This window comes from Mucilaginibacter segetis, assembly GCF_016522075.1.
Lineage (GTDB): Bacteria > Bacteroidota > Bacteroidia > Sphingobacteriales > Sphingobacteriaceae > Mucilaginibacter > Mucilaginibacter segetis.
This window is the reverse complement of sequence record NZ_JAEHFW010000003.1, coordinates 573,005-585,244: the sequence shown is the minus strand read 5'-3', so window position 1 is coordinate 585,244 and position 12,240 is coordinate 573,005. Positions and strand designations below refer to the sequence as shown.

Genomic DNA, 12,240 nt, shown 5'->3' with positions numbered 1-12,240 from the left:
CCTGATCTCAAAAAAATCATGACTAAATACATCTTTGTTACGGGCGGCGTTACATCTTCATTAGGCAAAGGCATCATTTCTGCCTCATTAGCTAAACTTTTACAGGCACGTGGTTACCGCGTAACCATCCAAAAATTCGACCCTTATATCAATATAGATCCGGGTACGTTAAACCCTTATGAACATGGCGAGTGTTACGTTACCGAGGACGGTGCCGAAACCGACCTTGACCTGGGCCATTACGAGCGTTTTTTAAATACGCCAACCTCCAAAGCCAATAACATTACCACCGGCCGCATTTATCAGAATGTGATCAACAAGGAGCGCGAGGGTGCTTTTTTAGGTAAAACCGTACAGGTGGTTCCGCATATTACCGATGAGATAAAAAGAAACATCCGCATACTGGGCGATAGCGGCGAATATGATATTGTGATCACCGAAATTGGCGGCACCGTGGGCGATATTGAGTCGTTGCCCTTTGTAGAGGCGGTGCGTCAGTTCCGCTGGGAAGTAGGCCAAAGCAACTCCCTGGTTATACACTTAACGCTTGTACCCTACCTGGCAGCCGCGGGCGAGTTAAAAACCAAGCCAACACAACACTCCGTAAAAATGCTGCTGGAGTATGGCATACAGCCGGATATTCTTGTTTGTCGTACAGAGCATCATATTAATAACGATATCCGTAAAAAAATAGCGCAGTTCTGTAACGTAAACATCAACGCCGTAGTGGAGTCTATTGACGCATCCACCATTTACGATGTACCCTTGCTGATGCTTAAAGAGCAACTGGATAAAACGGTTTTAACCAAACTAAAACTACCACATAAGCTGGAACCTGATCTGGAAAGCTGGAAAGATTTTCTGGGTCGTTTAAAAAACCCTACATCTGATGTGAGGATAGGCCTGGTAGGTAAGTATGTAGAGTTACCGGATGCCTATAAATCAATTATAGAGGCCTTTGTACACGCCGGTGCCAAAAATGAATGTAAGGTACGCGTGGAGTGCATCCATTCTGAGCAACTTACACCGGGCAATGCAGTAGAAAAACTAAAAGGATTGCATGGTGTACTGGTAGCCCCGGGTTTTGGCAGCCGCGGATTTGAAGGCAAAATTGAAGCCATCCGTTACGTACGCGAAAATAATATCCCGTTTTTTGGGATATGCCTGGGTATGCAATGCGCTGTAGTGGAATTTGGCCGTAACGTTTTGGGCATGCCCGACTCTAACAGTACGGAGATGAACCCGGATACAGCAAACCCGGTTATCGGCATGATGGAAGATCAGAAAAATATCACCAACAAAGGCGGAACCATGCGTTTAGGCGCTTACCCCTGCGATTTAAAAAAAGGCACAAAAGCCGCCGCTATATACGGCAAAACACATATATCTGAAAGGCACAGGCACCGTTATGAATTTAATAACGATTATTTAAAGCAATATGAGGCCGCCGGAATGATCCCTTCTGGCATCAATCCTGAAAACAATTTAGTTGAAGTTGTGGAGCTTAAAAACCATCCGTTTTTTGTAGGAGCGCAGTTCCATCCTGAATTAAAATCCACAGTTGCTAATCCTCACCCACTTTTTATTAACTTTGTCGCCGCTTCGCTGGCTTATGCCCGCAAAAATTAGTAATAGTACGATACAATAGATAATGGATAGAAATACGTTTACAGGATTATTCCTGATCATGGTAATTATGGGGGTTGGGGTATGGTTGATGAAACCATCAGAGGCTGACATAAAAAAAGAGCGAATAGCAGTTCACCAGGATTCAATAAAAAAAGGCTTAATTAAATCACCGGCAGCCGATAGCGCTAAAACTGCCGCAACTTTTGATACCACTAAAAATGTCGCCCAAACCGATACCGCTTTATTAAAAGGCCCTTTTGGCGCGGCAACCGCCGGAAAAGCGCAATTAATAACTATCGAAAATAAAGATGTACGCCTTAAGATTTCTACAAAAGGTGGTGGTGTTTATTCGGCCGAGTTAAAAAACTTTAAAACTTTCGATAAAAAACCGTTGGTGCTTTTTAATGGCGACGAAAACAAATTTGGTTTAAACCTGAACGCCGCCGGCAGAAACATTAATACCAGCAACCTGTACTTTACGCCAAGCGCCCAAAATTTACAGGTAACAGGTAACGATTCAAGCTCAATTACTTTGCGTTTAAGCTACAGCCCTACCCAATATATTGATTATATATACTCCCTTAAAGGCGAAGGTTATAAAGTAGGTTTGGATATTGTACCTACCGGGCTTGACCAGATCATCGCTAACAGTAACACCCTTAACCTTACCTGGGCAGCCAGCCTGGATAAGCAGGAAAAAGACATGAAACTGGAACGCCAGTACTCCACCGTATATTTTAAGAATACCGAAAATGATGTGGATTACCTGAGCACCGGTAAAGACGATAAAAAAGAGATAGCCGATAAAAAACTGCAATGGGTATCATTTAAGCAGCACTTTTTCTCGAATGTGCTTATTGCCAAACAAGGTTTTAACAAAGCCGGCCTTGAAGTTACCGAAGACCCTACGGATACTGTAGAGATCAAAAAAATGCAGGCTAACCTTACTGTGGCCCGCGGCAGCAACGGCAACTTCCCGATGGAATTTTATTTCGGGCCAAACCGCTTCAGCACCTTAAAGGCACAAGGGTATGATCTGGAAAAACAGATAGACCTGGGTTGGGGACCGTTAAAATACATTAACCGTTTCGCGGTATTGCCGGTATTTAATTTCCTTAACCAGTTTAACTGGAACTACGGTTTCATCATCCTGGCATTAACTGTCATTCTTAAGCTGGTATTATCGCCGCTTACTTACAAGTCATACCTTTCAATGGCTAAAATGCGGGTAATAAAGCCCGAGATGGACGAGATAAAAGCCAAAGTTGGCGAGGATAACCCTACCCTGCTGCAACAGGAATATTTAAAGCTCTACAAAAAAGCCGGGGTAAATCCTTTAGGCGGTTGTTTACCTTTAGTGCTGCAAATGCCTATCGTTATCGCGTTCTTCCGCTTTTTCCCGAGTTTGTTTGAACTGCGCGGCCAGAGTTTCCTGTGGATGCATGACCTTTCTACCTACGATGCACTCATCACCTTCGCTCCGCTGCCATTGATCGGTTGGACACACATCAGTATCATGTGTTTACTCATGACCATCAGTACACTGATATACACCTATTTTAACAACCAGATATCGGGCGCTACCGGGCAAATGAAATATATAGGATATATTACTCCTATTATTTTCTTCGGCGCGCTTAACGGGTATCCCGCAGGTTTAAATTATTATTACTTTTTGGCCAACATGTTCACCTTTGCACAGCAGTACCTTATAAAGTTAATGGTAGACGATAAAAAGATACATGCACAGATACAGGAAAACAAAAAGAAACCTGAAACCAAAAAGAAAAAATCAGGGTTTGCTGCTAAGATGGAAGAGATGATGCGCCAGCAACAGCAGGTACAAGCCAAAAAAGGCAAGTAAATAAATTTACAACACTTAAAATACACAGGCCTGATGTTAAACCATCAGGCCTTTTTTGTAGCAAATAGTTATTATTGCAGACTAAGATTTTTTGATAACAATGCTATAAGATGAAAGATATACTATATTTTATTTCAATTATTATTTTAAATATTGCACTGTTTATAGTATTGCAGATCATGTCTCAATTCGCTCATTTTTTTCTATTTGGCGAGGGAGCTTTGAGTGATAAATTTATTGCTTGGGTATCACTATTTTTTACTATTATTCAAATAGGGATGCTTAATATTTTGTATCTAAAGCGAGTAATTATAAAAACGCAGCAATTACTTATAATAAATATTATAATTGTTGGCGGCTTATATATCTATTGTAATAAAGTTGGTGCAAATATTTAGTGCATGGAATAATGATCCCCACACTGGTCAAAGTTTAGCATAGCGTAACTTAATCGTAAAATAAGTATCACGCTTGCATTAAACGATCATTATCTTAGCAAATGTTATTTTTACTACGTTAGCTGCAAGCTTAACACATTTCAGGTCGAAATTAAAAACATAGACCAGACGGAGGCTGACAACAGTTTTACGCTGATCCAAACATTAACTAAGTAACATGAATAATAGTTCCGTAGTTGAAGCTAAATTCATAAGAGGCAAAATAAAATCGAAATCTACAACTCTGTGGATCTCAACAGATAACTTCAAAAAAGAATCTATTCAGAATAAATTTCATTTTGATGAAAATGAAAAACCAATAATCTGCTATTTCAAAAATTCGTCATATTGGTGGCTTTTGACTAATATGTTATTGGCAATTTATAATAATGATAAAATAACAAATTATAAATTGGTTGACATTGAAAGGGTCGAACTCAATAATCTTTTTGACGGAACGATTGATAAAAAAGAGTATTCGAATTTGGATTTATATATTGGTAATCAGCATATTCAGTTGGGTTTAGAAAAAGGAACTTGGCCAATAATATATAATATATTTAAATTTATCATACGCTCCCCGTCCGATGCAGGTATGTAGCATACGCTCTGAAATTTGGATACTCATGCCTTACACCTACTGGTCGAAGTTTAGCATAGTGTAACTTCGTCCAAAAATATCGCAGGCATGTTGCTTGCATTAATATATATATTTTAGCTTTATAAGACACAAGTATATATTCCGTCAAAACGATATGCTTTATTTCTAATTAGGCTATTTACGTTTAACGGCACTCCCAATAGCATACATAACGGAGCCAATAAAAAACCCATTTAGTACGATAAACCACAAAAAGTTAAGGGAAAGTTGATTACCATTGTAATTTCTGTAAATATCTGTATGATAAATAATAAACAACTCAAATACCCAACCAATATTCATTAAAAATGATAAGGTCAACAACACGAACTTGTTACGCCCCAACTTTTTGAAGAACAACAATAATGGAAGTAGAGTGTTGGCCGCAAACATTAAATAATAAGCAAAACTGTAGTTACCCATACCTCTGCCCCAAAAACTAACCATTGTGGCAGGAGAAAAATAGGCGATAAAGTAATAAATAATATTTAATCCGGCATAAACCAAAATTAGCCCTTTAATAATTGCAAAAGCATTGCGTGTATCTGTTTTTAAAATCCTACCTGCAAGCATTATAGACAGAATACTTATAAAAAGACTTTTTATAAAAATGCTATTGATAAGAGTGATTAATAGGTACAAAACTTCCATTGGCTTAAAATTAAGTGTTATTACCACAAATAGAAATGAGCACATGCTTCAATATAACAGATGCTTCCTTTTTAATATTCCAATAATCCTCGCTTGTGGTTATTTCCAGATACTTATTATATAGCCAAAAGCAGAATTCACCTATAATATTTGTATTTTTAAGTAATTAATATAATACTATAATTATATAAGAAAATAGCAATGATAACAAAATTGGAAATATGGTTACAAGTAATATTTTTCACTTGGATAATCCTGTCAATTTTTTTAATTAAAGGTCTTTTTAGAAGAACTTTGAGGAAATTTGTAATTCCCAAGTACTGGTGATTTTAAACGAAAAAATTTTATATTAGGAAGGCCGATAATTACTCGCGGATCAACAATTTTACCTTTTTATATATTTGTTTATTATTCCGATGGTTTTTTCTAAAAAAGAATTATAGTTAAAATTGATAGTGTAATATTTTTTATCAAGAAAATAACATATAGCTCCGATTTTCAACAGGCTAACACCTAAAACATGTACTTAATGTCACCTAATTTTCGTATATTTGTATAGCTCTTTAATACGGGGTCACTCTCCCGGTTTCTAACTTCGTTAAAATTTTACTTTTTACAGCACAATTTATTGCAATTTTATTTAAGTAACTAACCATCAGTGTTTTAAATAAAAAAATTTATAAAATTTAAGTCCGGCAAAACCACTTTTACCCCTCCGCTGCATTTTTTTAAGACCCCCAAACCGTATTTTAGCCTGTATACCCCGCTAAATTAAGACTATTAAAAAAATTTGATCCCGCCTTAAAACCGCGAATTAAATTTCATTTTTTCAACTAAAAATATTAGCAAATAATATTACATTTGGAACCATGTACGCCATTGTGGATATCGAGACTACCGGGGGGCATGCCAGTGCGAATGGCATTACCGAAATTGCTATCTGCATACACGATGGTAAAAAAATAACCCGCCGGTACCAAACCCTGGTAAACCCGCAGCGCGATATCCCGGTGTACATACGGGCACTCACCGGCATCACTAACGAGATGGTGCAGAACGCCCCCGTTTTTGATGATGTGGCACATGAGATTTTCCACCTGCTTAAGGGCCAGATATTTGTGGCTCATAACGTTAATTTCGATTATTCTTTTTTGCGGCATCACCTCAACGCCTCGGGTTACGAGTTGCATTGCAATAAACTATGTACCGTAAGGCTGGGGCGCAAAATAATGCCCGGTATGCTATCTTATAGTCTGGGTAAGCTATGTTCCCATTTGGGCATAGTTAATAACAGCAGGCACCGCGCAGCGGGCGATGCCGAGGCCACAGCCGAGTTGTTCAGTCTTTTGCTTAAAAATGATACGGATAACCATATTAAACTGGCGTTAAAGCAAAACTCCAAAGAGCAGTTGCTGCCGCCTAATTTACCACGTACCGATATTGACGCGCTACCCTCCTCACCGGGCATCTATTACTTCCACGACCAAAAGGGCAAAGTAGTGTATGTGGGCAAGGCTAAAAATATCCGTAAACGGGTTTGCAGCCATTTCACAGGTAATAATCCGGGTTTACAGCGACAGGAATTTTTAAAGAATATCCATCGCATCAGTCACCAGGTTTGCGGTACCGAGCTTATAGCCTTTGTACTTGAGGCGATAGAAATAAAACGCCTTTGGCCAAAATACAACCGCTCATTAAAACGCTTCGAAAATAAATATGGCATTTATGCCTTTGAGGATCAGCGCGGTTATATAAGGTTAGCGGTGGATAAACACCGTAAGCATATGCCATCGGTATATAGTTGCAACTCTTTGCTGGAAGGCCGCAATTTGCTTACTAATTTGATAGAAACGTTTGATCTGTGCCCAAAACTTTGCTTTATACAGCGGAATGATGAGCCTTGCAGTGGTAACACTCCCGATACCTGCGCTTGCGAAGGGCATCAAACTATGGAAACCTATAACACCAAAGTTAACGCGGCTATTGATCAGCTAAAGCAGGCGCTGCCTACCTTTGCCATACGCGATGAGGGCCGTACCGATGATGAGCATAGCTGTATTTTGATAGAGGAAGGGCGTTTTTATGGCATGGGCTACATCTCGCATTACTATACTGCCGATAATATTCAGCAATTGAAAAATTACCTTACGCCATACCCGGGCAACGATTATATAAAAAACATAGTTACCGGCTATGCCAGCCGCTTCCCCGAACGCAAAGTTAGTTTTAGCGCATAATTTATTTACTGCGGTCATTCTCAGAATTTCCAAACAAATAATTTTCCCATAGGTTAATAGATTATCATTTAACTACTAAAACATTATGGACAGCATTAACAAACAACAACCCGAAGATAATTTTGAGAACCTGGAAGGTAATCAGGCATGGCACAAAATGAAAGAGATGGCCGAAGATGCCTCCAGTTGCTTTTTTTGCAGCAATATTAAAACCGGCCTGCCCTTCTCCACCCGCCCTATGTCACCACAAAAAATTGATGATAACGGCGACCTATGGTTCCTGAGCGCTAAAGACAGCCACAAAAACCAGGATATTAAGCAAGACCCAATGGTGCAGCTGCTTTTCCAGGGATCGGCATATTCTGATTTCCTGAATGTTTACGGTATAGCCGAAATAAGTGAGGATAAGGAAAAGATTGATGAGCTTTGGGAACCTATATTAAAAACATGGTTTACTGAAGGTAAGGACGATCCGCGTATAAGCGTGATAAAAGTTACCCCTACCCAAGGCTATTACTGGGATAACAAACATGGTAACGCCATTGCCTTTGTAAAACAAGTAGCCGGAGCTATAGTAGGACAAACCCTTGATGATTCCATTGAAGGAAAACTGGAAGTATAATATTAAATGAGTTGACCGGGCAATCGTTATCAGGTAAGCACTGGTAGCCCGGTCAGTTCATTTTTAAATAATTTCTGCTTTTTCCAACTCGGCCTGCATCTGCTGCTGCAGTTTTAAGGCTTCAGCACGGGCGGCATCGGCAAAATTTTCATCATGGCCGGCGTATATGATCGAACGTGATGAGTTTACGATCAGCCCGCAATCAGGCGTCATACCATATTTACAAACATCCTGCAAGCTACCACCCTGTGCACCTACTCCAGGTACCAGCAAAAAGTTATCCGGCGCGTATTTTCTGATATTGGTAAATTCGGTACTTTTGGTAGCGCCTACCACAAACATTAAACGGTCGGCGCCGGCCCAGGTATTAGCCTTTTGTATAACCTTTTCATACAAAAATTCGCCTTCGGTTTCCAGATACTGAAAATCCTTACTGCCAACAGACGAGGTAAGTGCTAAAAGTATCACCCATTTGCCATCATATTTTAAATAAGGGGTAACACTGTCATTCCCCATGTATGGAGTAACGGTTATGGCATCAAAGCCCATTTCAGATATGTCCTCTCTGAAAAAGGCTTTAGCGTAATTGTCAGACGTATTACCGATGTCTCCGCGTTTGGCATCTATTATACTCAAACAATTTTTTGGTAAATATTTGTATGTAGCTATAAGGCTTTGCAGGCCGTTAACACCCCGGCTTTCATAAAAGGCAGCATTGGGCTTATAAGCGATACATAAATCATGGGTGGCATCAATTATGCGCCTGTTAAATTCAAATACCGGATCGGGATAGGATTTTAAAAATTCGGGGATCTTATCTATATCAGTATCCAGCCCTACACATAAAAAAGTTCTTTTTTGTTTGATCTGATCAATTAACTGCGGGCGTGATATCATGAAAAGTAGTTTATTAAAGGTTCAAAAAAACTAAAAATAAAAGCTAATCGGTATATTTTTTTTAATAAATTTGCATTCTAAGATAATTTCATTAAAATTGCAGAGTTTTCCCTTGCATTTTCTTGCACTAAAGAAACAATTTTTATCACCTTGTTATATTAGCTAATACATACCTGGGCATAAATTTTGCATATACAGGGTTGCAAAACAATCTTTCAAATAAAAAAATCCTTTTGAACTATAATTCATATCATGTCTGATACAATCGAATTGAACGACAAACTCGTTTCTGAGTTGCGCGAAATTGCAAAAAGTTTAGGTATAGCTGAAACAGATGAGCTCAGGAAAGCACAGCTCATTACCGCTATTGTTGAACAGCAACAATTAATAGAAACTGCACGCAAACAGCAAAATGCCGTAAATAATAATTACACTGAAAAAACCGCGGAACCCGCGGAGAAAGTTGAAAAAACACGAAAAAGAACACGCAGCGTAAAAGCAAAGAACGAACCCCGCGTTGAAGTGCCTTTAGATGACACCAACCTTTTTGAAGAAGAGGAGGACGAACCGGCAGAAGATTCAGATTCAACAAACAAGGCTGATGCCACTGCAGACGGTTCTCCGAAAAACGAAAAAACATCCTCATCAGAAACACGCACTCAAAAATTTGAGCGGCGGGTAAATAACAGCCAGCAGAAAAACCAGGAGGCTCCTGTAAATTTAGATTTTGATAATGTTATTGTAAACGAAGGTGTACTGGAAATTATGCCTGATGGATACGGTTTCCTCCGTTCATCCGACTATAACTACCTTACCTCGCCCGATGATATTTATGTATCACAATCACAAATAAAATTATTCGGCCTTAAAACAGGTGATACCGTACGCGGTAGCATAAGGCCGCCTAAAGAAGGTGAAAAATATTTCCCGCTGGTACGTGTAGAAGCCATTAATGGCCGCATACCTGCAGAAGTGCGCGACCGCGTTCCGTTTGATCACTTGACGCCGCTTTTCCCTTCCGAAAAATTAAGTTTGTTTACTGATTCGGGCAATTATTCAACCCGTATAATGGATCTGTTCTCTCCTATCGGGAAAGGCCAGCGTGGTTTAATAGTAGCGCAGCCAAAAACAGGTAAAACCATATTACTTAAGGATGTGGCAAACGCCATAGCCAAAAACCACCCCGAAGTATACCTTATTATCCTTTTGATAGATGAGCGCCCCGAGGAGGTGACCGATATGGCCCGCAGCGTACGCGCCGAAGTAGTTTCCTCTACCTTTGATGAACCTGCCGAGCGCCACGTTAAAATTGCAAATATTGTATTGGAAAAAGCAAAACGCATGGTAGAGTGCGGGCATGATGTGGTGATACTGCTGGATTCCATTACCCGCCTGGCACGTGCTTACAATACCGTTGCACCGGCATCAGGTAAAATATTATCGGGTGGTGTGGATGCCAACGCGCTGCATAAACCAAAACGCTTTTTTGGCGCCGCACGTAACATTGAGGATGGCGGCTCGTTAACCATTATTGCTACTGCTTTAACTGAAACCGGCTCAAAAATGGACGAGGTTATCTTTGAAGAATTTAAAGGTACCGGTAATATGGAACTGCAGCTTGATCGTAAATTATCTAATAAACGCATATTCCCGGCTATTGACATTACGGCATCAAGCACACGCCGCGATGATCTGTTGCTTGACCGCGATACCTTACAACGCATCTGGATACTACGTAACCACCTTGCCGACATGAATTCACAGGAATCAATGGAGTTTTTACAAGCTCAGATCCGCGGTACAAAAACCAACGAGGAATTCCTTATATCCATGAACTCATAATATCTTTACTATAATGAAGTTATAACTTAGCACAATGTTAATTTATAACTTCATTTATTTTAATATAATTATGATACCTTCAGCATTATGAAGCAAAGGGTAAAAAAACATCTTCCAAATGCCATTACATGTGCTAACTTGTTTAGCGGTTGTATAGGTATTGTTTTCACCTTTAATGAAAATTTAATTTTTGCGGCGTACGCCATTTTTGTTGCAGCAATATTTGATTTTTTTGATGGCTTTGCTTCCCGTGTGCTTAAATCGTATTCAGGCATCGGTAAAGATCTGGATTCGCTGGCGGATATGGTAAGCTTCGGCGTGTTACCATCAGCCATAATGTACGAATTACTTTTACAGGCACATCAGATACCCAATGTAAGCAGCTGGCTTAATTTCATCGCCTTCCTTATACCTGTTTTTTCAGCATTACGGTTGGCAAAATTTAATAATGACTGCCGCCAGGCCGATAGTTTTATAGGATTACCTACACCTGCCAACGCCATACTGATAGCTTCTATACCATTAATATTACAGCAGCACGCCGGCCTTACACATTATATATTAAATCCGTTCGGGTTATCATGCCTGGTGCTTATAATGTGCATATTACTGGTGGCAGAGATACCGCTGATGTCGTTAAAATTCAAGAACCGCGATTTTAATAAAAATATTTATCGTTATTTATTGCTGCTGTTTTCGGCAATACTCATTCTATTTTTTAAATTTGCGGCAGTTCCGGTGGTTATTGTTATGTATATCACCCTCTCGTTAATTCAACTTAAATTTGCAGATGACAAAATTCCTGGCTGAGATAGATGTAATGCCAAAAAAAGAAATACTTGATCCACAAGGTAAGGCTGTAACCGGCAGTATGAAAAACCTGGGTCTTTCTGAAATTCAGAACATTAGGATAGGGAAACACATTTCGCTTGAAATTGACGCGGAGAACGCGGAGATAGCCAATGAAAAAGTAGAAAAAGCCTGCACCAGCTTATTAGCTAACCTGATAATGGAAAGCTATACTTTTACGGTTAAAGCGGTTTAAAGTCCCGCTTCTTTTTCGGTTTTAATATTATTTAATGCTATTAAGTTAGCATTAACCGTAGATTTAACCTGGTTAAATTTTGTTATAATTTCCTGCGGATCCGGTGCGCCGGCTTTACACGCCAATTCCACTTCCTGTATGGTTGCCTGGCTCATTGGCATACCAAAAAAACCCAGATTAGGTTTTAATTTGTGCGATGCTGAAGCAGCTGTTGGCCAATCCTGAGTTGCAATAGCATTGCTTATCATATCAAGCAATTGAGGGGTTTGATCTAAAAACATCGCGATAGAATCAACTATGAATTCATCGCTGCCATCGGCTATTTCATATAAAAATGAAAGATCCAGATCTTTGGAGGAAGTACTGTCTGACATAT

General features: G+C 39.5%; 12 protein-coding genes. 9 read left to right on the top strand and 3 right to left on the bottom strand.

The genetic code is table 11. The features are described from left to right. The first annotated feature begins 18 nt into the window (after positions 1–18). The 4 genes from I5M19_RS16335 to I5M19_RS16320 all read left to right on the top strand — a co-directional run bounded on the left by I5M19_RS16335 (position 19) and on the right by I5M19_RS16320 (position 4,531). Positions 19–1,629 (top strand): CTP synthase, encoded by a 1,611-nt coding sequence (locus tag I5M19_RS16335; RefSeq protein ID WP_214653073.1) that lies wholly within the window; start codon positions 19–21, stop codon positions 1,627–1,629. Between the two features lie 22 nt (positions 1,630–1,651). Continuing rightward, positions 1,652–3,493, top strand: a complete 1,842-nt coding sequence (yidC, locus tag I5M19_RS16330) for a membrane protein insertase YidC (RefSeq protein WP_200067426.1) — start codon at positions 1,652–1,654, stop codon at positions 3,491–3,493. A gap of 110 nt (positions 3,494–3,603) precedes the next feature. Then, positions 3,604–3,891, top strand: coding sequence for a hypothetical protein (locus I5M19_RS16325; protein WP_200067425.1), 288 nt, complete (start codon positions 3,604–3,606; stop codon positions 3,889–3,891). A 217-nt stretch (positions 3,892–4,108) separates the two neighbouring features. Further along, positions 4,109–4,531 carry a hypothetical protein gene (locus I5M19_RS16320; protein WP_200067424.1) on the top strand — a complete coding sequence of 141 codons (423 nt, stop codon included), beginning with the start codon at positions 4,109–4,111 and terminating at the stop codon, positions 4,529–4,531. 174 nt (positions 4,532–4,705) lie between these two features. Here I5M19_RS16320 and I5M19_RS16315 read toward each other — a convergent pair whose 3' ends face one another. After that, positions 4,706–5,221: a hypothetical protein gene (locus tag I5M19_RS16315; RefSeq protein ID WP_200067423.1), complete on the bottom strand. Its 516-nt coding sequence runs from the start codon at positions 5,219–5,221 to the stop codon at positions 4,706–4,708. Positions 5,222–6,090: 869 nt separating this feature from the next. Here I5M19_RS16315 and I5M19_RS16310 point away from each other — a divergent pair. Both I5M19_RS16310 and I5M19_RS16305 read left to right on the top strand, forming a co-directional pair. Beyond that, entirely contained in the window at positions 6,091–7,458 is a 1,368-nt protein-coding gene (locus I5M19_RS16310; protein WP_200067422.1) for an exonuclease domain-containing protein, read from the top strand. Positions 7,459–7,543: 85 nt separating this feature from the next. Then, positions 7,544–8,080, top strand: coding sequence for a pyridoxamine 5'-phosphate oxidase family protein (locus I5M19_RS16305; RefSeq protein ID WP_200067421.1), 537 nt, complete (start codon positions 7,544–7,546; stop codon positions 8,078–8,080). A 63-nt stretch (positions 8,081–8,143) separates the two neighbouring features. Here the strand turns inward: I5M19_RS16305 and pyrF are convergent, their stop codons facing one another. Continuing rightward, the gene (gene pyrF / locus I5M19_RS16300; protein WP_200067700.1) at positions 8,144–8,974 is read right to left on the bottom strand and encodes an orotidine-5'-phosphate decarboxylase; all 831 of its coding nucleotides are present in this window, start codon (positions 8,972–8,974) and stop codon (positions 8,144–8,146) included. Between the two features lie 255 nt (positions 8,975–9,229). On the opposite strand from pyrF, the gene rho reads away from it, so the two are divergent. The 3 genes from rho to purS all read left to right on the top strand — a co-directional run bounded on the left by rho (position 9,230) and on the right by purS (position 11,864). Further along, entirely contained in the window at positions 9,230–10,819 is a 1,590-nt protein-coding gene (rho, locus tag I5M19_RS16295; protein ID WP_200067420.1) for a transcription termination factor Rho, read from the top strand. 87 nt (positions 10,820–10,906) lie between these two features. After that, positions 10,907–11,629, top strand: coding sequence for a CDP-alcohol phosphatidyltransferase family protein (locus tag I5M19_RS16290; RefSeq protein ID WP_200067419.1), 723 nt, complete (start codon positions 10,907–10,909; stop codon positions 11,627–11,629). Next, a complete protein-coding gene (gene purS, locus I5M19_RS16285; protein WP_200067418.1) occupies positions 11,610–11,864 on the top strand; it encodes a phosphoribosylformylglycinamidine synthase subunit PurS in 255 nt (84 codons plus the stop codon). The genes I5M19_RS16290 and purS overlap by 20 nt, the downstream gene beginning before the upstream one ends. Here the strand turns inward: purS and I5M19_RS16280 are convergent. Continuing rightward, a complete protein-coding gene (locus I5M19_RS16280) occupies positions 11,861–12,238 on the bottom strand; it encodes an Hpt domain-containing protein (RefSeq protein WP_200067417.1) in 378 nt (125 codons plus the stop codon). The two genes, purS and I5M19_RS16280, sit on opposite strands and share 4 nt — an antisense overlap. Positions 12,239–12,240: the final 2 nt, after the last annotated feature.

What these genes read in the sequence shown, in the direction of transcription:
- I5M19_RS16335 (WP_214653073.1), top strand. Translation starts at nt 19, where the DNA reads ATGACTAAATACATCTTTGTTACGGGCGGCGTTACATCTTCATTAGGC.
- yidC (WP_200067426.1), top strand. Translation starts at nt 1,652, where the DNA reads ATGGATAGAAATACGTTTACAGGATTATTCCTGATCATGGTAATTATG.
- I5M19_RS16325 (WP_200067425.1), top strand. Translation starts at nt 3,604, where the DNA reads ATGAAAGATATACTATATTTTATTTCAATTATTATTTTAAATATTGCA.
- I5M19_RS16320 (WP_200067424.1), top strand. Translation starts at nt 4,109, where the DNA reads ATGAATAATAGTTCCGTAGTTGAAGCTAAATTCATAAGAGGCAAAATA.
- I5M19_RS16315 (WP_200067423.1), bottom strand. Translation starts at nt 5,221, where the DNA reads ATGGAAGTTTTGTACCTATTAATCACTCTTATCAATAGCATTTTTATA.
- I5M19_RS16310 (WP_200067422.1), top strand. Translation starts at nt 6,091, where the DNA reads ATGTACGCCATTGTGGATATCGAGACTACCGGGGGGCATGCCAGTGCG.
- I5M19_RS16305 (WP_200067421.1), top strand. Translation starts at nt 7,544, where the DNA reads ATGGACAGCATTAACAAACAACAACCCGAAGATAATTTTGAGAACCTG.
- rho (WP_200067420.1), top strand. Translation starts at nt 9,230, where the DNA reads ATGTCTGATACAATCGAATTGAACGACAAACTCGTTTCTGAGTTGCGC.
- I5M19_RS16290 (WP_200067419.1), top strand. Translation starts at nt 10,907, where the DNA reads ATGAAGCAAAGGGTAAAAAAACATCTTCCAAATGCCATTACATGTGCT.
- purS (WP_200067418.1), top strand. Translation starts at nt 11,610, where the DNA reads ATGACAAAATTCCTGGCTGAGATAGATGTAATGCCAAAAAAAGAAATA.
- I5M19_RS16280 (WP_200067417.1), bottom strand. Translation starts at nt 12,238, where the DNA reads ATGTCAGACAGTACTTCCTCCAAAGATCTGGATCTTTCATTTTTATAT.